The sequence below is a fragment of the Candidatus Nanopelagicales bacterium genome (genome assembly GCA_028687755.1).
GTDB lineage: Bacteria > Actinomycetota > Actinomycetes > S36-B12 > S36-B12 > UBA11398.
Genome location: JAQTZL010000012.1, coordinates 35,641 through 60,410 on the forward strand (window position 1 = coordinate 35,641; position 24,770 = coordinate 60,410).

Genomic DNA, 24,770 nt, shown 5'->3' on the forward strand with positions numbered 1-24,770 from the left:
CTATGAATAAAGAAGGCGTTCCACAGGCACGACACTGCTTGCTGTTTCAGCGCTGTAAGGCTTGAGTGAATATCGGTGCGAGTTCCTTGGCCGCACCAATCGAGATATGCCCGTCATCGCGGTAGAGATAAGTCGTTCCTAATTGGGTCGTGCATGAATCCTGTGGGCAGAAATGATCACGTAGGTCCACCACCGTTGCGCCCGTTTTTTCACCGACGGCATCAATTGCTTCGCGGGCAGCTTGCTGATTCTGGTCCGCGAAACTGCGCGGCATCTGACTTCCAAGATTTGCTCCACTTGCAATCTGCAGCACAGAGAATTGATGTGGGTCCGATGCATAAGGTTTTGCAAAGTACGGAACATCTTGGATGAGCACTACTCGGTGGCCGCTTGCTTCAAGTTGCTCTACCGCAGAGGTCAACCCAGCCTGAAGGCTTGCACGCTTGGCAACAACGTCATTGGTGAGTGAATCTTTCGAGAGTCCCGCACTGAATACCTTGGAGTTCCAATACACACTGGAAGACGAGAGAATCACAGTTCCAGGTGGTTGTTGCTTGAGCCATGTCAAAGTTTTTTGCACAAACGCACGGCACCGGGATTTCGGTGCGGCAGTTGAATGTAAATACACGTCAAAAAATGGGCATGCATTCGCGGTAGCGATCGTCAGTGGATCGTTCAGTTCTCTCGTTGCAGCGATTACTGCCTCACTCAAATGATCTGCGTGCGAATCACCAATGAGATACACAGGTGTTCCAACGCCATTGGCATTCCACACACACTTCGTGGCTTTGCGGTCACTCGGTGCAATTGACTTGTTACAGCCTTCTGCGTTGCCGGCGTGCATTGGCTGAACTGTCGCTATGAATTGCTGCACTCTCGTGTTCCAAAATCCGTTGTCAGCCGCCGTCCACAAACCCAGGGCCAAGACAATTGGGGGCACCATTGTGCAAGTGATGATGACAGTCATCTTGCGCTTGGTGACATCACGAAGATTGCGAATCGGCTGCTCAAGCCATTGATACGACATTAATGAGGGAATGAGAGATGCGGCGGCGGCAAGCACCGCAATGCCTGGCGTGGTTGGCCAAAGTATCAATGCGAAAACAATGAACGGCCAGTGCCAGAGGTACAGGGAATAAGAAATATTGCCGACATGAACGAAAGGTGAGCGCCCAAGGAAACGACTCACGGCATTGGATTCTGCATAACCGGCAACAAGTAAACACATGGTGCTGACAACCGGAAGAAGCGTAAGTGGCCCTGGCCAGATTGTTTGGTCATTCACAAGGTAAAGCGAAAGCGCAAGCCCCGCGATGCCAAGTGCACCGAGAACGAAACCGATGCGTTTGGAAATTATTGGTTCGATTCTGAACGCGAAGAGAGCCAACACGGCACCGGCAGCAAACTCCCATGCACGACTTGTTGGTCCGTAGAAACCGCTCAGCCAACTTGGTAGCAAAGGAATGGTGTGGCCCGCAGCCTCAAGCATGGCAATTGCGAACGACACCACTCCGACAATTCCCACCAACACATAGGGCATAAACCGCGTCGCCCGATTGCGCGCCATCTTCCATCCAAGGAAAAGAACGAGCGGAAAAATCAAATAAAACTGCTCTTCAACGGAAAGTGACCAAGTATTCAAGAGTGGATTCGCTGCTGCGGGAGCGTCGAAATAGCCACCTGTGGTGTTGGCAATCACGATGTTGGCGCTCAATAGCAAGGCACCTATACCCGTTTGGGCTGCGACTTGCTGATCGCCCATGGGCGAAGCGATGAATACAGACAACAGCACAACACCAATGACGAGCAGTGCAAGTGCTGGAGTTAAGCGACGAAATCTGCGTGCATAAAACGTCGAAAACCGGATGGTTTGATTCTTTGCCCATTCCCGGCCAAGCATGGCCGTTATCACAAAACCAGAAATGACGAAGAACACATCAACGCCAAGAAAACCCCCCGGCATGGGAAGACCAGCATGAAAAGCCACGACGGTACCCACCGCAATCGCGCGCAGGCCCTGGATGTCATCGCGGCGATTTTGCTGGGATGAGCGTAAGGATTCAGCTTGGCTGCTCTGTGCCATTGAACCCTCCAGAATTAGCTCACCGCGGTGGCGAATCGGAAGTCTATGGGGCCTCTTAGGCCACATGGACGAGAGCAACACCACCCACGAGCGGTCCGCCGGTGCCGTAAACCTGCCGTATTCTTCATTACCTATCTGTAGGACAGTCCTTCACCTTCCCCTGGAGCGCAATCTTGACCGAAGTACACGGCCGAAAGCGGATCGAACTCACGACTGCCACCTTGGTCACCATCGGCGTTGTCTTGGCTGTGTTTGCGTTGATCTTGATGGGCACGACAAAGGCCGCACGTGCGGGTGAGGCCGGACCAGACGCCACTCCGACAATTGGTTCCAGCACCGATGCAACGTCAGCACCTGTGATTGCGCCAGCAGAGGGATCGCTGTCTGACATCAAGAATGTCGTCATGATTTTGGCTGACGACTTGGACTGGCCGACATTTGATGAAGTGCCACGATTGGCTGCATTGAAGAAAGAAGGCACAACGCTTTCAAATTTCGTCGTAACCAATTCACTGTGCTGCCCATCTCGCACCTCCTTCATGCGTGCGCAATATGTCCATAACCACCGAGTCATCTCAAATATCCCGGCGACCGGCGGCGGTTGGGAAAAATTTCAAGCACGAGGTCTAGAAGATGACTGCCTACCAACGTGGTTACAAAAGTCTGACGTTGAGACAGCCCTGATAGGTAAGTACCTCAATGGCTTTCCGAATAACACCCCAACACCAACGTATATCCCGCCAGGCTACGACTACTTCGTAACCTCAACATCAAAGAATCAGGCTTACCAAGGATTCGATTACACCTTGAACGAGAATGGCACACTCAAGGATTACGGGCATAAACCAGCGGACTATATGAATGCCGTGCTCGTCCGAAATGCCAAGAACTACCTGAAAACCGTGAAGGCCCCATTCTTTTTGGAATTCTCTTCATACAACCCGCATACCCCCGCACCCTTTGATGCTAAGTACGCAACTGCGTATTCCACGGGAACGGTTCCACGAACACCTTCCTTCAACTCACCAGGCACCAATGAGGTGGGCTGGCTGGCCTCACATGATGTGCTGAATTCCAAGCGAGTCAATAATTTAGATCGGCTTTGGCAGAACCGACTTCGATCAACAGAATCAATTGCTGATACGTATGTGGCCCTGAAGGCTCAACTGGAGGCCACGGGTCACGCTGATGACACGTTAATCATCGTTACTTCTGACAATGGCTACCACGCAGGAGTTCATCGACTGAAGACTGGGAAGCAAACAGCGTTCAAAGAAGACTCGGTTGTTCCTGCCATCTTTATTGGACCCGGCATTTCAAAGGGTGCCGTTATCTCTCAGGTCACATCAATGGTGGATCTAGGCCCAACGATCAGCTCAGTGTTTGGCGCTCGCACACCTTCATATGTTGATGGGCGTGACCTTTCGCCTCTTCTGCGCGGAGAAAAGGATGTCTCCTGGCGTACGGCAACCTTGACTGAAAACCTCAGCCGCACGTTGCCCGGTGATCCCGATTACTCACCCGTAACTGCGCCACCATTTCATGCGCTACGAAGTGAGCACTGGCTCTATATTGAGTACCGCAACAACGATGTTGAGCTATACGACCTCAAGTCGGACCCATTCGAAATGCACAACGTGCAAGCATCGACAAATCCAGCGATCGTGGCTCAATTACATGCGCAGTTACAAGCAATGATTCATTGCAAAGCAGCGACCTGCCGCATTGCCGATGCGATGCCGAACGGGACATCAATCTTGCCATTTCCTCAGGTAACCGGTGAACCAACGCCAACACCTTCGGTTTCCGCTACTGCGACACCAACGCCAACTACTTCTGCAACATCACTCGTTCAATAACTTGTTGCGCTGCAGTTCCCTGATCAAACTCACAAAAACGAGCACGAAACGCTCGTAGTCGTTCATTGCTTTCAGAAGAACTAAAGGTTTCATCCTTGAAAATCGCATTGATCTGGGCTTGATTCGTTGCAACAGCGCCAGGAGGAGTGGCCAGGAGATCAAAGTATGTTCCTCGCGCATCACCGTACGCTTCCCAATCATCAGCAAAGATCACGATTGGTCGATTAAGCACCGCGTAGTCGAACATCACAGACGAATAGTCAGTGATAAGTACATCAGCAGCCAGGTAGCAATCAGTGATCGATGGGAACGCTGACCCATCGATAACTCGACCTGTGCTGACGAGTTCTTTTACTTTGGGGCCCAAATTCGTGGTGTGGTGCGCGCGCAAGATAAAAACATAAGAGTCATCAACATTGTCGATGAGTTCTTCGAAGTTAATACGAAGGGAACTGTCGCCCTCGACATCTCGGTACGTAGGCGCATAGAGAACGACTTTCTGACTCGACTGAACTCCGATCCGATTTCGCGCAGTGGCAATCTCATCCGGACCAGCATTCACAAGCACGTCATTGCGCGGATAACCCACTTCAAGCCAGGTGTACTGACATGGGTAGGCATGGCCCCACATTTCGGTTGAGTATGCGTTGGAACTGATCGCGTAATCCCAATTATCGCTTCTGCGTAACAGGTCAGCAAACTCTTGGCGACTGCGCGAAGGATCAAGGGCTACTACTTGGTCACCCTTGCGAGGAGCTACCCGCTTTGGATCGATTGCCGAACTTGCCACTGCGTTGTTCATGACATCCAAACCGCAGTACTTCAATGGCGTGCCGTGCATTGTCTGTATGACTATTTGACCTGGCCGTTTCTTAAATGCACCGGGGAAATTCACATTGTTCACAAAGAATTTCGCACGAGCAAAGACAGCCCACTGCCTCAAAGTATTCGGCGCTACATGCTTCACGCCTGTCGGCAACTTTCCGACCTTGTCTTTCTCAATCACCCACACAGCAGTGAGATTCGGTGCATGCAGAGGCATCGCTTCATAAATTGCACGCGGATTACAACCATAACCAGTTCCCCAATATTCAGAGAACACCACAACATTTTTTTTGATGGGCAACATGCGGAAGAAGCCGTACCAAAGGCGCCCAACTGCACGGACTTTGCGCACAGTACGGCGAACTGGCCAGTAGATCTTGCCTAAGAAGCGACGGGTAGGTACGCGGCGCTCATCTACCCAGCTATACAACTTGAATGTCGTGTACGAGTTATTGCGAAAGAGTTTTCCTCGAATGTTGCTCGGAAGATTTTTACCGTGCTCATCGGAATTTTTTGGATAGTGCTTTCTGGATGATTCCGAGGCAGCCGCAAAGAAACGTTTCCGTTCTGACTTTGCAATCCGACCACGGTGACGAATGATGGTGACGTAGTGATTCACCATGATGTCGTACAAATGTTTACGCATTCCATCACTTACGTCTGCGCGGTCTGCTTCAACAAACACGCGGTCGTACTGCGCAAATACATCAAAATGCCGAGGACTAGGCGTCCCAAGAATGTTGCCGCCTGAGCGTCGCTGGCGATAAAGCAGCACCACGCGATTTAACGAAACAGCACGCTGCGCATTGAGGAGTACTGCGTACGTGTAAGAAATGTCTTCATAGAGACCTGCTGGAAATTGCACACCAAGTGCCTGCAAGAAATCTCTGCGATAAGCCTTGTTGCAAGCAATTGGAAGCAGATTGAATAAGCGTCGATGATCCTGAGGCCTAAATGATCCAACTGAAAGATTCGCTAGGAGTTCGGCGCCCCAGCTCACGGCTTCCTTGCCGTCCCACCACACGCGTGAGTAGTTGTAGATCAAAATTTCTGGGAGCTGATTTCGTTGAAGTTTTTCCGAAATCGCCTTGAGTGAACCTGGGGCAAATGTGTCATCCCCGTCAAGGAACAAGATGTAGTCACCGTGAGCGGCTTCCACGCCTGTGTTACGCGCCTGACCAAGACCAACGTTCTTGTCCAAGTGAAGAACACGCACCCGTGAATCCGCGCGCGCAAGGTCATCTGCAATCTGACCACTGTGGTCTGGCGTGCAGTCATCAACGATGACGACCTCAAAATCTTCGAAGTCCTGCTCAAGCACAGATTCCACTGCAGCGCGCAGGTATGACTGCACGTTGTAGACCGGAACGATGATGGAGAAGAACGCCATAGGTGATGAGAATAGGCGGTGTCTTTGCGACTCTCCCACGCACGAAACTTTGGGGAGGAAAAAAGCCGCGCTGTAGTAGGGTCAACAGGTGAATTCAGGCGGCTCAGATTGCTTAAATCCCGTTCTCGTTGGTGGTACCGGCCGTAGCGGCTCAACCATCACAGGTCAGCTCCTTGGGCAGCATCCCGATCTCTTTTTGACGGATCCCCCTGAGATCCGTTTTCTGGCCAATGACCACGGCGTTGCCGAGGCGCTCACCATGACGCGTGGTGGCTGGATGTCCCGCCGAAAAGCTAATTCTGAGGCCAAATTCTGCCTAGAACGCACGAAAACGCTTTGGTTCTGGCGAGCGGCCAAGATTGGTCTGCATACCTCCATTTCTATTGAAGAAGTCGATGCACTGGGCAAGTCCTACCTCGATGATTTTGGGCGCGATCCGGTAGCAGCTTCACGGACTTTCACTTACGCGATCATGCGCAAGGTGGCAGCCAAGGCAGAAGGCCGCCGCTGGGTGGACACCACTCCCGCAAATTCGCGAATCTCAGAGCAAATCGAACCCATCTATCCCGATTCACAGGTCATTTCAATGATCCGCGACGGTCGAGATGTTGCTGCATCCTTCGTTGCACAAACCTTTGGCCCAAACGAAATCTTTGCTTCACTTCGTCAGTGGGAAAAACGTTCATTGCTGATCCATCAGGCGACCTTGGCCAGTCGACCAGGTCGCTGCATCATCGTTGACATGCTTGACCTTGTTGATCGAGATCGCGATAACACTCTGCAACTCATCTGTGACTTCATTGATGTTCCTGTTGACCCAGGCATGAAGGCCTGGTTTAACGAGACAGTTAATGCCCAGAATGCGAATGTGGGCCGCTGGCGTACACAGTTTGATGCAGAAACCACGAAGGAAATCGACCGGGTCTACGGGGAAATGGTTGAACGTCTTCGGGCTCAAGGCGTTCAGATTCCGCTTGAGTCATAGACTGCCTAGGTCATGAGCTCTCCAACTCCCGCGGAAACGCGCCCGGTTCAGGTTTTCCTGCCACACCGCGCAGGTTTGCCTCGCTTGGCGCCATATTTCAAGAACCTTTGGAATCGTCGCCACTTTGCAGTTGAGTTGTCACGGGCCTCGATGCGTTCGGCCCACACCAATACCTTTTTTGGACAGTTCTGGTTAGTTATCGGTCCCGCACTTAACGCCGGCGTGTATTTCCTACTTGTCAGTGTGATTCGTGGCGGCAATGCCGGCCCGAATTTCTTTATGCACTTACTCGCTGGCCTTTTTGCCTTTAACTTCATTCAGGCAGTGATGTCTAACGGCGCTACCTCGGTAACCAAGGGTGGCAATTTGGTGTTGAACACTGCTTTCCCACTCCTGCTGCTTCCCTTTTCGGCATTGCGAACCGCATTCTTCAGGTTTGTCCCGTCACTCATCATTTTGCTTGCCTTCTTCATTTACTTTGACTACTTCGGCACGCACTCACAAGCATGCGATGCCGTAACCGGAGTTTGCGAAGAACTCAACACGATTCATTTCACGCCAATTATGTTCATGGCGATTCCAGCGTTGTTGCTGATCTTCATTTTCGCAGCCGGCCTATCTGCACTGATGGCATCCGTGCAGATTTATTTCCGCGACACCACACAGCTGCTCCCATACGCAACTCGCATCTGGTTGTACCTGTCTCCCGTGCTCTACTACGCAGACCAGATGAAGCCTTGGATGCTGAAACTGGAAATTTTGAATCCGCTGTACCCACTGCTCGGTATTTGGAGTCAGACGTTGGTGGAAGGCACTATTCCGCCGTTGTCTTGGTGGCTGGGATCTGCAGCTTGGGCATTCGCGTCATTGTTCATCGGCGTATTCTTCTTTATGTCGCGAGAACGTGAATTTGCGGTGCGGATTTAATGAGAACTTGGAAAGGAGGCAACGATGATTGATGAAGAAACTGGCGCAACTATTCCTGTTGCTCCTGACCGGTCGATCTCTGATGAAATCGCGATTTCAGTTCGAGAACTCGATGTCACGTATCGAACTACCTTCGAGAAGAAGCCAACGCTCAAGCAGGCAATCGTGCGCCTTGGCCGAGGAAAGCGCTCCGTCAAAACAGTTGAAGCACTCAAAAACGTGTCCTTTGATGTGAACCGAGGCTCAGTACTTGGAATCGTCGGTCATAACGGTGCGGGAAAAAGTACCCTCATGCGAGCAATCGCGGGCATCGTGCCGCCAACCCAAGGCCGCATTGAAGTGGTTGGTCGCACCAGCACTCTGCTTTCCCTCGGCGTTGGCTTTAATCGGGCACTCACCGGTCGTGAGAATGTAATTCTCGGTGGTCTTGCCGCAGGGCTTACCAAAGACGAACTTGAAGATCGATACGAGCGCATCGCAGAATTTGCCGGCTTGGGTGACTTCATTGATATGCCAATGAACACCTACTCATCAGGCATGGGTGCTCGTCTTGCATTTAGCGTTGCGGTGCACCTTGATCCAGATATTCTCTTGATTGACGAAGCACTATCAACGGGAGATGCGGTCTTCAAAGAAAAAGCCACGGCACGCATGCAGGAGCTCGTTGATAACTCAAGCACGATGTTACTGATCTCGCACGCGCTGCGAACAATCATCAATATGAGCACTGAATGTATCTGGCTGGATCATGGAAAATTGATGATGCGCGGCAATCCTGAAGAAGTAGTCGATGCCTACACAGATTTTGTGCATGTCAAGAAGACCAGTGCAACCATGAATGACATGTAACGCTATTCCTCAATACGTTCGACATGTTGTGGCAAGAATTTCCAAGCAATCAGAACGCCCGCAAAAGTAATAATTGCCCCAATAAATAAAGCCCACGTCATTCCAGTAACAAATGCCTGGCCAGCAACATCGCGATACACCTTTCCAATTGCATCCGGAATGCGTGTTGCTTCAATTGATGCTGCAGCGAGAGACTCCCGGGCCGCCTCAATCGCATGCGGCGGAAGGAGCAGAATTTTTTCTCCCGCATTAGAGATTGCCTGTTCAATATTTTGTCGGTAGAAAATCGACATGGTCGCACCCAGAATTGCGACACCAAACGATCCGCCCAACTCGCTCATAGCATCATTGACGGCTGACCCCATGCCCGACCGCTCTGCTGGAACTGAGGCCAGAACGCCATTTGTTGCCTGGGGCAACGTGAGTCCAAGACCTGCACCAATAGATCCAAACACGACTGCAATAAAGATGTACGCGGTGTCTGTCTGCAGGTAACTAAAGGCGAGCATTCCAGCTGTCACCACTGACATTCCAATAACCACGAGCCTGCGGGTGCCGAACCGCTCGGCAAGTTTTGGGCTCACAAGTGAAGCAAGGAGTAGGCCGCCAGCACCTGGTAACACTGCAATACCTGACTGAAGTGGCGACATTCCCTTCACGAGTTGTAAAAATTGTGGAAGAAAGAACATCGCACCCATAAGTGCGAAATACACAAGTGCGACAATCACGATTGAAGTCGAAAACAATCGCTCTTTGAAATACTGCATCGGTAGCAACGGGCGTGACACGCGCTTTTCCCACAATACGAATCCAACTAAGAAAAGAACTGCGCACACAGCAGCTGTAACGGTGAACGCCTCGATACCTGCTTCAGGCAATTCGATAATTGTTACAACGAGAGCAACAAGGCCAAGGCCGGATAACACTGCACCGACCAGGTCCAGACGAGGTTTGGACTGGTCCGCTGATTCAGGAACAAAAATCAACACCGCTGCGATCACCGCTACCGCAATAGGTGGATTCACCCAAAAAATCGCGTGCCAAGTGAAATGTTCGAGTAAGAGACCACCCACGATGGGGCCGATTGCTACACCTAGCCCAGCCACCGCCGCCCAAATACCAATTGCCTGAGCCCGCTCCTTGGGCTCTTTGAATACCTGAACCAAAATGCTCAGAGTCGAAGGCATGATGAAGGCCCCACCCATACCCATGAGCCCTCGACAAAGGGTCAGGGTGGTTGCCTGGTTCACGAAAATAGCCAGCAATGAGCCCGCCGTGAAAATCAATAATCCAAGAATCAGCATCTTTCGGCGCCCAAACCGATCACCAAGCGAGCCAGCTAGGAGTAAGGAGCCGGCAAACATCACTGAATAGGCATCGACCACCCACTGCAATTGTGAGGTGGTAGCCGCTAGATCCTCCTGTAACCTTGGCAAGGCGACATTCACGATCGTGTTATCCAGGGAAATGATTGCCAGTGCTGATGACAGCACAATCAGCACTGCCCAGCGGTTGACCTGTCTCATGCCGGCACTCTATATAGGGTCTTCCTCATGAGTGAGGAACCAACCACCCCGACCAAGACCACCATCAAGCTCGATCCGCGAAATATTTGGCAGATCGGCTTCGTGGTGCTCGGCGTTGTTGCGGTAGCCCTGTTCGTCAAATTCCTGATGGAAGATGGCGGCTCGGTCCTCTTCACCTTGTTGATGGCTTGGTTCGCTTCGATTGCAATGGAGCCGGCTGTCCGTCGCTTCGCAAAACACATGAAGCGCGGCCTAGCGACCTTGTTAGTTATGGGCATGGTTATTGCCTTCATGGTCGTCTTCACTCTTGCCTTCGGTTCACTCTTCGTCGATCAAATTGCACAATTGATCAAGGCCTTACCTGAACTCATTGATCAGGTAATTGCTTGGGCCAATGAGAAGTTCAATTCAAACTACCAGCCACAAGATGTGCTGAACCAACTGAATCTGACACCAAATGACGTCGCTTCTTACGCCACACAGGTTCTAGGTGGCGTTCTAGGAATTCTTGGATCGGTTGTCGGCAGCGTCTTTGGCCTGTTTACCTTTGGCTTGTTTACTTTCTATTTCTCAGCAGATGGCCCGCGCTTCAAGAAATACTTTGCTTCGCTCTTTCCACAGCAGGCACAGGCAGGTGCCATGCAAGTGTGGACGATCACCCAAGACAAAGTTGGCGGTTACGTGGCTGCGCGTGTGTTACTCGCAGCAATCAATGGATCCTCCACTGCCCTGGTTTTTTGGATCATCGGTATGCCCTCATGGCTTGCCCTTGGAATTTGGGTTGGCATCGTTGCGCAATTTGTTCCGACGATTGGTACCTACATCGCCGTAATTTTCCCTGCAATCGTTGGCTTCCTTAGCCCCAACCCATGGATCGGTGTCATGGCCTTGGCTTGGGCACTGGTGTACCAGCAAGTTGAAAACCTCACCATCGAACCTAAAATAAGCGCACGCGCAGTGAATGTGCACCCAGCCGTTGCATTCGCATCAGTCATGCTTGGCGCAGCTCTCTTTGGAGTGGCAGGTGCCCTGCTTGCAGTACCTGTCTGCGCAATGATCATTGCGTTGGGTGAAGCGAACAATGCTCGACACTCTGTGCGCGCCGATGTCGCTGCACAGATTGACCAGTAGGCAACACAAGCCAAGTTGTTATTGGAATCCCGCGATGGCCCTAGGCGTGTAAGGCTCCTCGAGGGCCGCCATGTCATCCTCCGTCAGTTTCACATCGAGTGCGGCGACTGCATCAGATAAATGGTGAGGCTTTGTCACGCCAACAATCGGTGATGTGATTCCAGGCTTTGCTAACACCCATGCGAGAGCAACCTGCGCTGCTGGCACTCCATGGCGATGGGCTACCGCTTCTACTTGTTCAACAATGGCCTTGTCACTGTCGTGATACAGGCTCTGCCCAAACTCATCCGTTTCGCTGCGAGCACTCACCGTGTCCCAAGGGCGGGTAAGTCGACCGCGCGCCAGCGGGCTCCATGGAATTACACCAACACCCTGATCGACACACAATGGCAGCATTTCGCGTTCTTCTTCGCGATGCAGCAGGTTGTAGTGATCTTGCATAGAAATGAATTTGCTCCAGCCATTGAGTTCTGCTGTGTATTGCATCTTCGAAAACTGCCAGGCATACATTGAGGATGCGCCGATGTAACGAACTTTTCCTGCTTTCACAACATCGTGAAGAGCTTCCATCGTTTCTTCAACCGGCGTGCGTCGATCGAAACGGTGGATCTGATAAAGGTCTACATAGTCCGTACCAAGTCGACGCAGGCTATGGTCGATTTCTGTCATCACTGCCTTGCGAGAAAGACCGGCTGCATTTGCATCCTTTCGCATCGCGCCGTTGAGCTTGGTCGCAATCACTACTTCATCTCGATCTGCAAAATCATTAAGTGCATTACCGAGGATCTCTTCACTGCTACCCGCTGAATAGACGTTAGCTGTGTCAAAGAAATTGATTCCCTCTTCAAGTGCGCTCTTGATGATGACGCGACTGTCATCTTCATTCATCGTCCATGCGTGAGGCCCACGATCAGGGGCGCCGAAACTCATTGCGCCAAGGCAGATTTTTGAAACTGATAGTCCTGAGTTGCCCAACTTGGTGTAACGCACAGCGGCCCACTTTCATCTCACCTATTGATTACCCATCATTTCGCATAATCCTGTTCTTCGTCCCAACTTTCTTCCACGTCACCAACATGTGTGATGCGATGAGGAATCGACCGGACAGCGAATATCGCTCCAGAGAAGGCGAGAACTGCTGCCACGATCAAAGCAATCTTCATGCCGTAGAGATACGCAGTTCCCGCAACCTCCATGAGTGCTTGATGACTCTCGATCGGAAGCGTGTCAGCAAGGTGCACAGCTGCCGAAAGCGATGCATCAGCTCCTTGGAGTTGTTCAGGTGTGAGACCTGGAATTGAATCTGCTGATTGGCTGAATCGACTCTGGAAACCAACGGTGGCAATACCTCCCAGGAGCGCAATACCAAGGGCTTGTCCCGATTGGCGCGTGATCTGATTCAGTGCCGATGCGCCGCCTGATCTATCTGGTGGTACCGCAGTCATCATGGCCTCTGTACTGGCAGGCATAAATACGCTGAATGATGTCGCCATGAATGCAAAGGCCAACCCAAGCATCCAATATGGGGAGGTCGCGCTTGTTGCAGTCATTGCTAATGCGGAAACACCTGTCATCGCTGTGCCAAAGGCAATCGTGCGCCGCAGCCCAAAGGTTTGCATGATCCATGGTGCTCGAGGTACAACGAGCAGGTTCACGCAAACGATGGGACCAGAGGTAGCGATCGCGGCTTGCAGTGGCGAATATCCTTTTACGAGTTGCAACGTGATCGTTGCCAAAAACATTGCACCTGACATCGCAATGAACGCGAAGGTAAGTGTGACCGCTGCGGCGCTCAATTGACGATTCTTCATGAGTGTCAGTTCGAACATTGGTGAAGACGTCGTGTTCTCCCACCAAAAGAACAACAAGGCGAACAGGAATCCAACTGCGAAGCCAGCAAGGATTGGTGGGCTCGTCCACCCGTGGCCAGGAGCTTCAATCACTGCCCAAATGAGGGTTGCCAGCGCAACCGTAGAAAAGAGGGCTCCGAGTAAATCAAAGCGTGCAGTGTCCGGGTCATATGAATCCGGAACTAGGAGCGCACACAACACCACGGTGATAGCGAGCACTGGCAGGTTCACGATGAAGCACGCTTGCCAACTGAACCAAGCCAGAAGTAAGCCTCCCGTGATCGGCCCGATGAAGGAACCGATTGCATTCATCAGCGACCAGTAGGCGATGGCCTTTCGGCGTTCCTTCTTCTCGCGAAACACATCAACCAAGATCGACAGTGTTGCTGGCATGGTGAGTGCAGCTCCCACGCCCATCAATGCGCGCCACACTATTAATTGAGTTGGGTCGGTAGCCATTGAAGCTCCACCGATAGTGATCATTGTGAGCACTAGACCCAGGAGCAACGCTTTCTTTCGGCCGTACTTGTCACCAATTGCTGCGCCGGTCAGCGTGAGCCCTGCCAACACCACGATGTAGGCATCCACGATCCATTGAAGTTGTGAATCCGATGCATCAAGTTCATGCACCAAGGTAGGTAGTGCAGTATTCAGAATTGACACCTGCATCGTGACTGTCACCAGTACAAGACACAACACAATCAGCACTAGCCACCGGCGTGGGTGACCCAGGTGAGCTGATTGCGACATATTCGCAGTTTGGCACGAAGCACACACGGGCGCTCAAGCCTTTGCGAAAGTAACCCGCATAGTAAGCAAGATCACAAAGGGATCATGCTTATCGAAGCCTTACCGAGGAAGCTTGCGAAATACCGATCGTGGCATTGACTTAAGACCCGCCATCACAAAGCGCAAAGGACCAGGCGCATATACGGTTTCCTTGCCCCTACGCAACGACTTCACCACGATGTCAGCAACTACGCTGGCATCGGTTGTCATTGGTGCTTCAGGTAATCCCGCACTCATCTTTGTACGCACCATTCCCGGGCGAACAACGAGCACATGAGCACCAGTTCCGTGCAGTGCATCACCGAGCCCTTGCGCGAAGGCATCGAGACCAGCTTTCGTTGAACCGTAGATGAAGTTCGAACGACGAGCGCGGTCACCGGCAACACTTGAATACACAACGAGTGAACCATGCCCTTGTATACGCAATCGACGAGCAACGTGAAGGCCAATACTTACGGCACCTGTGTAGTTCGTTGTTGCGATTTCTACAGCCAGAGCAGGATCTGCTTCGGCAGCCTCTTGATCACCAAGAACACCGAACGCCAACAGCACGATATCGATATCTCCTGCATCGAAGATTTCATTAATAAAAGCGCTGTGTGAATCCGTGCTCTTGGCATCGAAGTCAACAGCCGTAACTCCTGAAATACCTTCGGCGGTCAATGTCGAAACTGCAAGGTCACGGGCAGCTGAAGGGCGCGCAGCAAGAATTACGCGACGCAGGCGGCGGTGTGGCAGCGCCTTAACGGTTGCCAATGCAATCTCACTGGATCCTCCCAGTACGAGTACTGACTGTGGTTCACCGAGAGCGTCGTTCATGTGTTCCCCTTTATAAGTGACGTACTAAATAGAAAGTCTGCGAGCAAGGTCTGATGTGAATACACCTTGCGGATCTAGAGCATCTCGAACCTTTTGCCATTCACCTAACCGTGGATAGGTCCGTGCAAATATTTGTGGTGACTGACGAGAGTCTTTTGCCAAATACAGACGCCCTCCTGAATTCGCGACAAGCTCATCCAACTCATCCAGAGCAGCACCTAGCCCATCAATGCCTGCAGGCACATCTGCGGCAAGTGTCCAACCTGCTTGCGGAAAAGACAATGGCGCAGGATTTGCAGCGCCGAATCGCTTCAGCACAGTGAGGAAACTCGGTGCACCAACTTCGCGTAGCCGATCTAGTGCAGTGCGAATGAGGTGTCCGGCGCTATCAGGCACCACGAATTGATATTGCAGGAAGCCCCGAGGCCCATAGATTCGATTCCAATCAGCAACACCATCCAGTGGATGGAAGAAGGCGCCAATCGATTGAAGTTCATCAGTGCGCGACTTTGGTGCCTTGCGGAACCACGCTTCATTGAATGCGCGAATGGTGAGTTTGTTCAACAACCCACCCGGAATGATTGAAGGCGCTGTGGCGATCGCTTTGGGATCAAACGCGAGTGCTTCACTTTTCTGCTTTGCATTCAGTTGCTCTATTGGAGCATGGTCTCCGCTGGTAATTACCCCTCGACCACTTGGTGAAACAGTGTCGATCCATGCAACGGTGTAGCGGTATTTATTATCGCCTGCGACCATCTTCGACATCACTTCATCAAGATCGTTCACACGCTCGGTATCAACGCTGATCAGTGAACTCGTGACCGGGATGACATCAAAAGTTGCCTGTGTGACGGCGCCCGTGAGCCCCATGCCACCAACAGTTGCCCAAAACTGTTCTTGAGTTGCGCCTTCAGGGGTTAGCTCACGCACTTCGCCAGCGCCATCAACAAGAGTCAATGACTTCACGTGCGATCCGAAGGTTCCATCAACATGGTGGTTCTTGCCATGCACATCGGCGCCAATGGCTCCACCAACTGTGACCATGCGAGTGCCCGGAGTTACAGGTACAAATGCACCTTGCGGGACTGTCGCGCGCATGATCGCATCCAGGCTTGCGCCTGCACCAGCGGTGATAGTTCCCGCTTTCGCGTCATATGAAATGGAATTCATCGCCCGCAAATTCAGGACTGTTGCCCCACCGCTTTGAGCCGCATCGCCGTAAGAACGCCCCAATCCGCGGGCTAGAACGCCACGTGGCCCGGCCGCACGAATGGCTACCTGTACTTGCTCAACCGATGAGCACTCAGTGACTCGTGCAGAACTTGGGCAGGTGCGACCCCAACCAGTAAGAAGTTGCTCACCGTGAGTGAGCGAGAGTGACTGTGTCATTTCAAACTCCCAACGCGCCGAGACCAAAGAGCACGATCCAAGCAAAGCCAAGAATCAGCAACACCTTGTCGTGCAGTACGGCATCTTCGGGTGCTTCGGCTTTACCTTTATCGATGCCCACTGCGTATCTCAAGATGGCTAAAACGAAAGGGAGCACTGACCATTGTGCCCAGGGCAGGGTTGATGGTGCCGCACCTACTTCAAATGCCCACAAGCAATATGCCGTGATGGTTACCGCTGCCGCAGTTCCCCAGACAAATCGTAAATAACTCAAGGTGTAACCCTCAAGGCTCTTGCGCTTAACTTTCGGCTGATCGTCAGCAGCTGCTTCTAGCCAAGCAAGCTCGCAATAGCGCTTACCTGCTGCCATGAACAGGGATCCAAAACCAGCGACAATTAAGAACCATTGCGAGATAGGAAGATTTGATGCAACACCGCCGGCGACGGCCCGCAAAAGGAAGCCCATGGAGAGCAGCGCAAGTTCAATGACTGGCTCATGCTTTAACCCAAGTGAATACGAAAGCGTGAAGACAAAGTAGATCCCGATGACACCTGCGAGCTCTGGCCTAATCGCAAACGCGAGAACTCCTGAAGCCACAACCAGCATTGCGGCCATAACCGTTGCTACTGCTGGGGAAAGTTCTCCTGCGGGAATCGGGCGAAAACGCTTTATTGGATGCTGCTGATCATTCTTAATATCTCGTAGGTCATTGATTAAGTATGTTGAACTCGATACTAAACAAAATGCAATAAAGGCGCCCACTGTTGGCCAGAACACGTCAACTTCGAAAACTGAACCGGCTGCTAACGGTGCCGCAAAAACTAAAACGTTCTTGAGCCACTGTCGTGGTCGTAATGCAACGAAGGCTGCAGTTAGCCTTGAGCGCTGCTTCATGTCTGTGCTCATGCGCTCACGCCAAGATCAAAAGTTCGAATCTCACTATTGCGTGGCTCGGAATCACCCACGATTCGGGCAAGTTGAGGAACCACTAAGAACCACGTGATGACATGCATCACGATCAGCAACACTCGTGTTGACCAAAGCACGGATTCCGGCTGCATGATCGGTCCTGCAAGTGACACCAGAGCAATCAGAGTCCCTATCCAAAACACGATTCGTTTTGCAAAACGACGACCAAGGGTTAGACCTGACAAGAGTGCTCCAACAAGTGCGACAGCCACCGGCATGAGGAGTACGAATACCCATGACAATGACGTGGGGTCTGCATCTTGCGATCGACTGACATCAAAAGGCACACCGCAGAGCACAGCGATCCCAAACACGATCAGGCTCAACAGGCCAGACCAAATCCCGGTCACAAGCCCCGCGTAGAGCAAAAACCGGACCTTGGGGTTGAGCGCCTTTGGGGGTGCAATCGGGGTCACCGAGCGCAGCCACGGACGGGAGGTCATGGACCCATTGTGTCGAATGCGGCTTGTATTGGCGGGAGGTGGATTGCCCAATATGTGACCTTGCCCCATCCCCTCGCAACAATGCGAGGGTTCGGCGTAAGGTCAAGGGGTGCATCAGGAGCATCAGGAATGACCAAGCCCACCGTAAAAACACCTTCGACCCCCTTGGGTTTGGTGGCAGTTTCCTTGGTCATTGCGATGGTGAGTGTCTTGATGGTTTCCCTCGTGATTTCCGGGGGCTCCTACTCCGTTCCAGCCCCTGGGCTACCCGACCCGGGCGCCCTGGTGGTCTGGGGAACCCCAATCCTTCGACTCCTCACAGATCTCGCCGCTATCGCCACGATTGGTTGGCTCCTGGCCGCAAGCATCTTGGATCCGGCCGGTAAGGGCGGGGTGGTCTCGCCCGCTGGTCGCCGTGACCTCATGCGTGCAGCCATCGCTGCCTTTATTTGGGCGTTCTTGGCCATCACCCAAATGATCTTTGCCTTGGCAAACATCCTCGGGCTACCACTCAGTGAAGTGTTTAACCCTCAGGTCATCGGTACCTTCGCCAACGAGGTACCCCTGACACGTGCACTTGTGGCGGTCTCAGTACTCGCCCTCGTCATCGGTGTTGGCGCCTTGGTCAGCGCGACAACAGGCGCTGCACTCAGCTGGCTAGTTGTCGGGCTAGTTGCAGCCTCACTTCCATCATTGGGTGGACACGGCGCGGGTTTAGGTGACCACGCTCTGGCACTTACAGCAGGCATTGCCCACGTGCTTGGCGCATTCTTATGGATCGGCGGCTTACTCGCACTCGCAATTCATGCGGCACGCAAAGACTTCCCTATTCACAAAGCAGTCCAACGGTTTTCTTCGATCGCCCTTGTTGCATTTATCTTGGTTGCAGTAAGTGGACTCGCGAATGCCTATACCCGCCTTGATTCAATTTCACAGTTGATCACAACTGGATATGGTCAAATCACCGTTGCAAAATTGATCGTACTCATCGCACTGGGAACCATTGCCTGGATCATTCGCTCGAGAATTTCCAATTCGTTATCGACCAGCCGCACATGGGTATTTGCTCGCGTGGCATCGCTTGAATTGTTGGCAATGGGTATTGCAATTGCACTTGGCGTTGCTCTGGCTTCATCTGCGCCCCCTCGAATTGAAACGCAATTCAGTTCGCTTGGTGAGAGTCTCCTTGGCTTTGGTTATCCGCCAGCGCCAACGATCTCCTCGGTGATGCTTGGGTTCCGTCTTGATCCCCTGTTCTTCACAGGTTCATTGATCGCAGCCGGCTTGTACTGCTTTGGCGTCGCCCGCCTACGTAGCCGTGGCGACAAATGGCCAATAGGTCGAACCGTTTCCTGGCTATTGGGGATTGGCGTCGTGATCTGGTGCACGAATTCAGGTATCGCGATGTACTCACAAGTTTCCGTTTCATTGCACATGACAGAGCACATGACCATGGCAATGCTTGCACCAATTCTGTTGGTACTGGGTGCACCCGCAACTCTGGCATTGCGTGCAATTAAGCCAAGTCATGGCAACGACCGTGGGCCACGCGAATGGCTGGTGTGGTTTTTGCACAGTTGGCCAACAAAGATTTTGACGAATCCGTTTTATGTGTTCTTCATTTACGTTATTGGTTTGTACGGCCTTTACCTGACGCCAGCATTTGGATGGTTGATGGGTAGCCACGTTGGTCACATCTATATGCAAATGCATTTTCTTTTCGCCGGGTATCTTTTTTACTGGATCGTGATTGGCATCGACCCAAGGCCAAAACCTTTGCCGTACTGGGGCCGTTTCATGTTGCTGCTCATGGCAATTTCGGTCCATGGCTTCTTCGCCGTGATTCTGATGATGAGTACGGATCTGTCCTTGGCACCAGAGTGGTATTCAATCGTTCGTCCGCCGTGGGTGACTGATCTAGTTGCGGATTCTGAAACGGGCGGCCAAATCGCTTGGGCTCTCGCAGAAATTCCAACCGTGCTTGTCATGATCATCATTGCTATCCAATGGGCTAGAAATGATGACCGGGAATCCAAGCGCAACGATAGGCAAGCCGATCGGGATGGCAATGCGGAAATGAATGCCTACAACGAGCGTCTTGCACGCTTGGCTGAATACGACAAACACAACTCCCAATGATCAAGCGAGTTGCCGCGATATTCGTTGCCCTCGCGATACCTATTGCATTCTTAGAAACACCAGCAGAGGCACAACAGCTTCAATGGCTAAACGCCATAACTACGAGCGATCAAGTTGTCGTTGTCACCGCAACCCACCGATCCGCAACGGTAGGCACGCTTCGCGCGTATCAACGAGTCAATGGTCAATGGGATTTGATTCAGTCACCCGCTGCAGTATTTTTAGGGCGATCAGGGTTGGTACCGGGTGTCGCGCGAGTGCAGTCAAGTGGCACTACCCCCATGGGCACGTTTGACCTTCTCACAGCCTTTGGTCGCAAAACTAATCCCGGCACCCAAATGGCGTATACGCGCGTTGATCACAACGATGCCTGGACCTATAACCCCAAGGTTCCTAGTACCTACAACGTATTTCAAAGCGTTGACCGAACCTGGGCAACGTACGGGAAATACGTTGAACATCTGTGGCAGCTAGGTCCGCAATATGACTACGTCATCACCACGAGCTTTAATCAACCTCCAGGCCCGATCGCTCAAGGCCACGATGGCGTGAATCGAGCAACATCGCATGCAAATATTCATCGGGGTGGCGGAATTTTTCTGCACGTCTCAAAAGGCATCCCTACAGCCGGTTGCGTGAGTATGCAAAGAAATGTCATGCGTGCCCTACTTCAGTGGCTTGAGCCTTCAGCTCACCCGGTTGTCGTGATTGGGCTTGCGAAAGATTTCAATTCATGACTGAACCAGTAATACGAATATCTCGCAGCACGGGAAACTCCTCGCGAACGCGCAATGGCATTTCTGGGTCAACATCTATATAAAGAATGCACTCGTCACTTCCAGCCATGGCAACGACATCGCCTTGGGGATTCACAACCTGGGAATATCCACCCAAAACCACATCACCTTGCACACCAATTTCATTACATGCAATGACCCAGCATTGATTTTCAATTGCGCGCGCACGAACGAGAACATTCCAAGCTTCAATACGCGCCGCTGGCCAGCCGGAACTGACGATCACGGTTGTGGCATGGCGTTGACCAAGGAGTCGGAAAAGTTCGGGGAAGCGGAGGTCATAGCACGTACTCAAACCCGTACTTCCCAGCACAGTTTGCACAACAGCAAGTTCATTGCCCCCAGTGAGCACAGCCGCCTCACCGGAATCAAAACCAAAGAGGTGCACTTTGCGATAGGTCGCAATGACTTCCCCATTTGGATCAATAAGCACACTTGTGTTGTAGAGATTTCCGGAAGTATCTCGTTCGGCAAAAGAGCCCGCGTGTAACCAGATTCCGTTGCTTGCTGCTAATTCACTCATCAATGTCACTAGTGGGCCTCTTGCAGACTCGGCGAATTGCGCAGCCGCAGGAATGTCGAAGGCGCCTACGTGCCATAGCTCTGGCAGCACAACCACATCTGCTGTTTGTGCTGCTTCATTGATGAGCTCGACTGTTCGAGCGATGCGAGCAGTAACTGACTCTCGGCTGGAAACATCTAGCTGCACTAAAGCAACGTTCACTGGCATCACCAAAGCCTAAGTGCAACCCATCAATTGCGGTTAATGTTCGCACCATGCATTCCTCTCTTACCTTCGACGATCTCTTCACTGCTTGGCTATCGGCCAGTCTGGAAGTGCGAGAGATCGTCGCCGATCTGGCACCTGAGCAACTTGCTCTGCCCACTGGGTGTAGTGCATGGAACGTGCAAGATATTTTCGCCCACATCATCGACATCGAATGGTTGATGTCAGGGCAGCCACCTATGGACCACGAACCCGACTGGGAATCACTTCCAGAACTAGGGCGTTCAGGTCGCGTGACTGAAGTTGGTGTTGATGGTCGCCGAAACCACAACCTGGCGGAGTTACTCGATGAATTTGATGAGGTCATCGCCCAACGTCAAACTCAATTGATGTCTGGTTCCCATGACCTCACATCACTCGTCAAGGGGCCTACTGGCACTGACTGGACTCTGCAAAAATCATTTGAGATGCGCATCAATGACACCTGGGTTCACGGCCAAGATATCCGCACTGCCATCGGCCAACCAGGTGGGCTCGAGAGCCCAGCGGCACAGATTTCGGCGCAGTCATTAATGGAAATGCTGCCAATAGCCTGGGCGAAAACCGTCCAAGCACCAATCGGCTCCGCGTTAGAAATACGCATTACCTCTCCATTTACGCTCTCCACGCAAGTCAATATCGATGATGACGGTCGGGCGAATCTGACTGCGGATCAGACTCCGACTGTTGTGGTTGAGGGTGCGTGGGGCGTACTTCTTCCACTCCTTACAGGTCGTTCCAACGATGCCGCCCTGAAGGCTGAACTCAAGATTGACGGCGACGCTGAACTCGCCGGCCGACTCCTTGCCAAAATGGCGATCACGTCCTAGGGCACAATGGCATCTATGGCGAGCCCGACTGAACCAATCCGAGTGTTTCTCCTCGACGATCACGAAATTGTGCGGCGCGGACTTGCAGATCTCATTAATTTGGAAAGCGACATGGAAGTTGTCGGAGAGGCTTCGACTAAAGCCGAAGCGTTAACACGAATTCCTGCATCTCGCCCAACCGTTGCTGTACTTGATGTGCGACTGCCAGATGGAACTGGTGTTGAAGTATGCCGAGACATTCGCTCTGATCTCCCCGATGTCCGCTGTCTGATGCTCACCTCCTACGCCGATGATGAAGCGCTTTTTGACGCGATCATGGCGGGTGCTTCGGGATACGTGTTAAAAGAAATTCGCGGAAACGACTTAATGTCTGCAATCCGTGATGTCGCATCCGGGAAATCATTGCTCGACCCCACGGCAACGCAGCGCGTGCTAGACCGTTTGCGCCAAGGTGAACATCAGGATCAGCGGCTGCAGGGGTTGTCGGACCAAGAGCGCAGGATTTTGATTCTCATCGGTGACGGACTTACGAACCGACAAATCGGTGAGGCAATGCACCTCGCTGAAAAAACAGTAAAGAACTATGTATCTAGCTTGCTTGCAAAATTGGGCATGGAACGTAGAACACAAGCAGCCGCTCTTGCCGCTCGCATGGCTGCAGAAGACCTACACAAGCACTCCTGACCATCAGTCAAGAGGCACTCGCCAAACCAAGCGCGTACCTCCATGTTCTGCCGCGCGTTCCATAAGGCATGAACCGCCTAACTCTTGCGCTCTTGCGGAAAGATTGGCGACACCTGAACGGCGCGATGGGCCAGTTGGAGAGATGCCGACACCATCATCGGTAACCATTAACACCACTGTTGCCGGATCAACTTCAACCATCACATCAATCCGATTTGCTTGCGCATGCTTCACAGCGTTAGACAGAGCCTCACGGAGTGCAGCGATGAGATGTTCACTTATTCGGTCGCTCACGAGTGAATCTACCGGACCAACGAATCTCACTGAAGGATCAAAGCCAAGCAGTGCACCAGATTGAGCTGTTTCGCGTAATACCCGACCGCGAACTCCAGAAGCGGGGCCGCTTGTTGGTTCATGAAGGGCAAAGATTGTTTGACGGATTTCACGAATGGTTTCATCAAGTTCATCGACGGCTCGCGAGATGCGGTCTTCCACCCCTTCGCTGACATCACCCAATCGCAATGTACCCTGCAGCGACATTCCCGTTGCGAATAAACGCTGGATAACCAAGTCGTGTAAATCGCGCGCAATACGATCGCGATCTTCATAAATCGCCAGACGTTCGTGTTCACGTTGCGATTCAGCAAGCACGAGTGTCACGGCCGCTTGTGCGGCAAAACTTTCCACAGATTTCAACGCATCTGGATTTGGATTCATGACGTCTATATCCCAGATAAGCGCAAACACCGCTATGGCTTCATCATCACTCACCATGGGAATCGCAACTATCGAACCGAACGTGCGCGGTTGATCGATATTCAAAAGTGCACCAGTTTGACGCAAGGTCTGTTTCTGTTTCATTGCCTCATGAAGCAGTGAGTGCACCGGAATCTCTCGGCCAATCCACTCCTGTGCAAGTCCATCAAAGGCGGGCGAACGCAATGTGCGCTGACGACTCCTGTGCACTGCCCAACGCGGATCAGGTGATCGGAATATCTTGTAGGCGTCATACTCCTCGACTACTTCTGCGATGAGTTGTCCAGTGCTATCTGGCAGCGCGACAACACATGCATCCGCGCCAGAAATCGCTCGAGCGTGATGTGCCAAAAGTGGGATTACTTCCTCACCATCCACTGATGAGAGCACTGCAGTAGCGATATCTGCAACGGCTTGCTGCCATTCCTCACGTCGACGACTTGATTCATACAAGCGCGCATTCTCAATTGCTACGGCAGCTGCCGCAGCAAGTGCTTCGACAAGACGCTCATCTTCCTCCGTGAAAAATGCACCACCACGCTTTTCCGTGAGGTACAAGTTACCGAAAACGGAACCACCCACACGTACCGGAACTCCAAGGAAGCTGTGCATCGGTGGATGACCGGGTGGAAACCCAACTGATGCATGATGCGCACTGAGATCTTCCAATCGCAAAGCAACTGGATCCTCAATAATCACACCGAGAATTCCTTTTCCTTGGGGAGGTTGACCGAGATTTTCAGCAATCTCACGATCAAGGCCAACATGAATAAACTCCGTTACTTCGCCATCGATGCCCAAAACGCCGAGAGCCCCGTATGTGGAATCCGTCAGTTCAACAGCTTCCTGAACTATTCGTCGCAGGGTCGATGCAAGTTCAAGCCCACCAGCAATGCCAACGAAAGCAGCAAAGAGCCCCGAGTCCGTCTTGTCCATCACATTCCCATCATGCCTTGAGCCATT

The 24,770-nt window shown here is 52.2% G+C and carries 20 protein-coding genes; 9 read left to right on the top strand and 11 right to left on the bottom strand.

The genetic code is table 11. The annotated features are described in order from the left end of the window. Positions 1-46 precede the first annotated feature (46 nt). Positions 47-2,083, bottom strand: a complete 2,037-nt coding sequence (locus PHN51_11420; protein ID MDD2819386.1) for an acyltransferase family protein — start codon at positions 2,081-2,083, stop codon at positions 47-49. 173 nt (positions 2,084-2,256) lie between these two features. On the opposite strand from PHN51_11420, the gene PHN51_11425 reads away from it, so the two are divergent. Then, positions 2,257-3,942, top strand: coding sequence for a sulfatase (locus PHN51_11425; GenBank protein ID MDD2819387.1), 1,686 nt, complete (start codon positions 2,257-2,259; stop codon positions 3,940-3,942). On the opposite strand, the gene PHN51_11430 is transcribed toward PHN51_11425, so the two are convergent. After that, positions 3,914-6,157, bottom strand: a complete 2,244-nt coding sequence (locus tag PHN51_11430) for a bifunctional glycosyltransferase family 2 protein/CDP-glycerol:glycerophosphate glycerophosphotransferase (GenBank protein ID MDD2819388.1) — start codon at positions 6,155-6,157, stop codon at positions 3,914-3,916. The genes PHN51_11425 and PHN51_11430 overlap by 29 nt on opposite strands. A gap of 88 nt (positions 6,158-6,245) precedes the next feature. Here PHN51_11430 and PHN51_11435 point away from each other — a divergent pair, with 88 nt between their 5' ends. The 3 genes from PHN51_11435 to PHN51_11445 are packed head-to-tail and all read left to right on the top strand — an operon-like array spanning position 6,246 to position 8,918. Continuing rightward, positions 6,246-7,142, top strand: coding sequence for a sulfotransferase (locus PHN51_11435; protein MDD2819389.1), 897 nt, complete (start codon positions 6,246-6,248; stop codon positions 7,140-7,142). A 12-nt stretch (positions 7,143-7,154) separates the two neighbouring features. After that, positions 7,155-8,069, top strand: a complete 915-nt coding sequence (locus PHN51_11440) for an ABC transporter permease (protein MDD2819390.1) — start codon at positions 7,155-7,157, stop codon at positions 8,067-8,069. Positions 8,070-8,093: 24 nt separating this feature from the next. Beyond that, the gene (locus PHN51_11445) at positions 8,094-8,918 is read left to right on the top strand and encodes an ABC transporter ATP-binding protein (protein MDD2819391.1); all 825 of its coding nucleotides are present in this window, start codon (positions 8,094-8,096) and stop codon (positions 8,916-8,918) included. Between the two features lie 2 nt (positions 8,919-8,920). On the opposite strand, the gene PHN51_11450 is transcribed toward PHN51_11445, so the two are convergent. Further along, positions 8,921-10,444 carry an MFS transporter gene (locus tag PHN51_11450; protein MDD2819392.1) on the bottom strand — a complete coding sequence of 508 codons (1,524 nt, stop codon included), beginning with the start codon at positions 10,442-10,444 and terminating at the stop codon, positions 8,921-8,923. 27 nt (positions 10,445-10,471) lie between these two features. On the opposite strand from PHN51_11450, the gene PHN51_11455 reads away from it, so the two are divergent. Continuing rightward, a complete protein-coding gene (locus PHN51_11455) occupies positions 10,472-11,575 on the top strand; it encodes an AI-2E family transporter (protein ID MDD2819393.1) in 1,104 nt (367 codons plus the stop codon). An 18-nt stretch (positions 11,576-11,593) separates the two neighbouring features. Here the strand turns inward: PHN51_11455 and PHN51_11460 are convergent, their stop codons facing one another. The 6 genes from PHN51_11460 to PHN51_11485 all read right to left on the bottom strand — a co-directional run bounded on the left by PHN51_11460 (position 11,594) and on the right by PHN51_11485 (position 17,835). After that, complete coding sequence (locus PHN51_11460; protein MDD2819394.1) at positions 11,594-12,565, bottom strand: aldo/keto reductase; 972 nt, start codon at positions 12,563-12,565, stop codon at positions 11,594-11,596. Between the two features lie 35 nt (positions 12,566-12,600). Next, positions 12,601-14,175 carry an MFS transporter gene (locus PHN51_11465; protein ID MDD2819395.1) on the bottom strand — a complete coding sequence of 525 codons (1,575 nt, stop codon included), beginning with the start codon at positions 14,173-14,175 and terminating at the stop codon, positions 12,601-12,603. Positions 14,176-14,274: 99 nt separating this feature from the next. Then, the gene (locus PHN51_11470; GenBank protein MDD2819396.1) at positions 14,275-15,033 is read right to left on the bottom strand and encodes a decaprenylphospho-beta-D-erythro-pentofuranosid-2-ulose 2-reductase; all 759 of its coding nucleotides are present in this window, start codon (positions 15,031-15,033) and stop codon (positions 14,275-14,277) included. 24 nt (positions 15,034-15,057) lie between these two features. Continuing rightward, on the bottom strand, positions 15,058-16,422 hold the full coding sequence (locus PHN51_11475; protein MDD2819397.1) for an FAD-binding oxidoreductase: 1,365 nt from the start codon (positions 16,420-16,422) through the stop codon (positions 15,058-15,060). 1 nt (position 16,423) lies between these two features. Continuing rightward, positions 16,424-17,329, bottom strand: coding sequence for a decaprenyl-phosphate phosphoribosyltransferase (locus tag PHN51_11480; protein ID MDD2819398.1), 906 nt, complete (start codon positions 17,327-17,329; stop codon positions 16,424-16,426). Beyond that, positions 17,326-17,835 (bottom strand): DUF6069 family protein, encoded by a 510-nt coding sequence (locus PHN51_11485; GenBank protein ID MDD2819399.1) that lies wholly within the window; start codon positions 17,833-17,835, stop codon positions 17,326-17,328. Before PHN51_11485 ends, PHN51_11480 begins: the two co-directional genes overlap by 4 nt. A 129-nt stretch (positions 17,836-17,964) precedes the next feature. Between PHN51_11485 and PHN51_11490 the strand changes: the two genes are divergently transcribed. Both PHN51_11490 and PHN51_11495 read left to right on the top strand, forming a co-directional pair. Next, on the top strand, positions 17,965-19,974 hold the full coding sequence (locus PHN51_11490) for a cytochrome c oxidase assembly protein (GenBank protein ID MDD2819400.1): 2,010 nt from the start codon (positions 17,965-17,967) through the stop codon (positions 19,972-19,974). After that, positions 19,971-20,711, top strand: a complete 741-nt coding sequence (locus tag PHN51_11495) for a L,D-transpeptidase family protein (GenBank protein ID MDD2819401.1) — start codon at positions 19,971-19,973, stop codon at positions 20,709-20,711. The genes PHN51_11490 and PHN51_11495 overlap by 4 nt, the downstream gene beginning before the upstream one ends. Here the strand turns inward: PHN51_11495 and PHN51_11500 are convergent. Then, a complete protein-coding gene (locus tag PHN51_11500) occupies positions 20,701-21,501 on the bottom strand; it encodes a carbon-nitrogen family hydrolase (protein MDD2819402.1) in 801 nt (266 codons plus the stop codon). The genes PHN51_11495 and PHN51_11500 overlap by 11 nt on opposite strands. Before the next feature lie 47 nt (positions 21,502-21,548). On the opposite strand from PHN51_11500, the gene PHN51_11505 reads away from it, so the two are divergent. Together PHN51_11505 and PHN51_11510 are read left to right on the top strand one after the other, a co-directional pair. Continuing rightward, positions 21,549-22,367 (top strand): maleylpyruvate isomerase family mycothiol-dependent enzyme, encoded by an 819-nt coding sequence (locus PHN51_11505; protein ID MDD2819403.1) that lies wholly within the window; start codon positions 21,549-21,551, stop codon positions 22,365-22,367. 15 nt (positions 22,368-22,382) lie between these two features. Next, complete coding sequence (locus PHN51_11510; GenBank protein MDD2819404.1) at positions 22,383-23,051, top strand: response regulator transcription factor; 669 nt, start codon at positions 22,383-22,385, stop codon at positions 23,049-23,051. Between the two features lie 3 nt (positions 23,052-23,054). Here PHN51_11510 and PHN51_11515 read toward each other — a convergent pair whose 3' ends face one another. Next, positions 23,055-24,743, bottom strand: coding sequence for a GAF domain-containing protein (locus tag PHN51_11515; protein ID MDD2819405.1), 1,689 nt, complete (start codon positions 24,741-24,743; stop codon positions 23,055-23,057). Between the last annotated feature and the right edge of the window lie 27 nt (positions 24,744-24,770).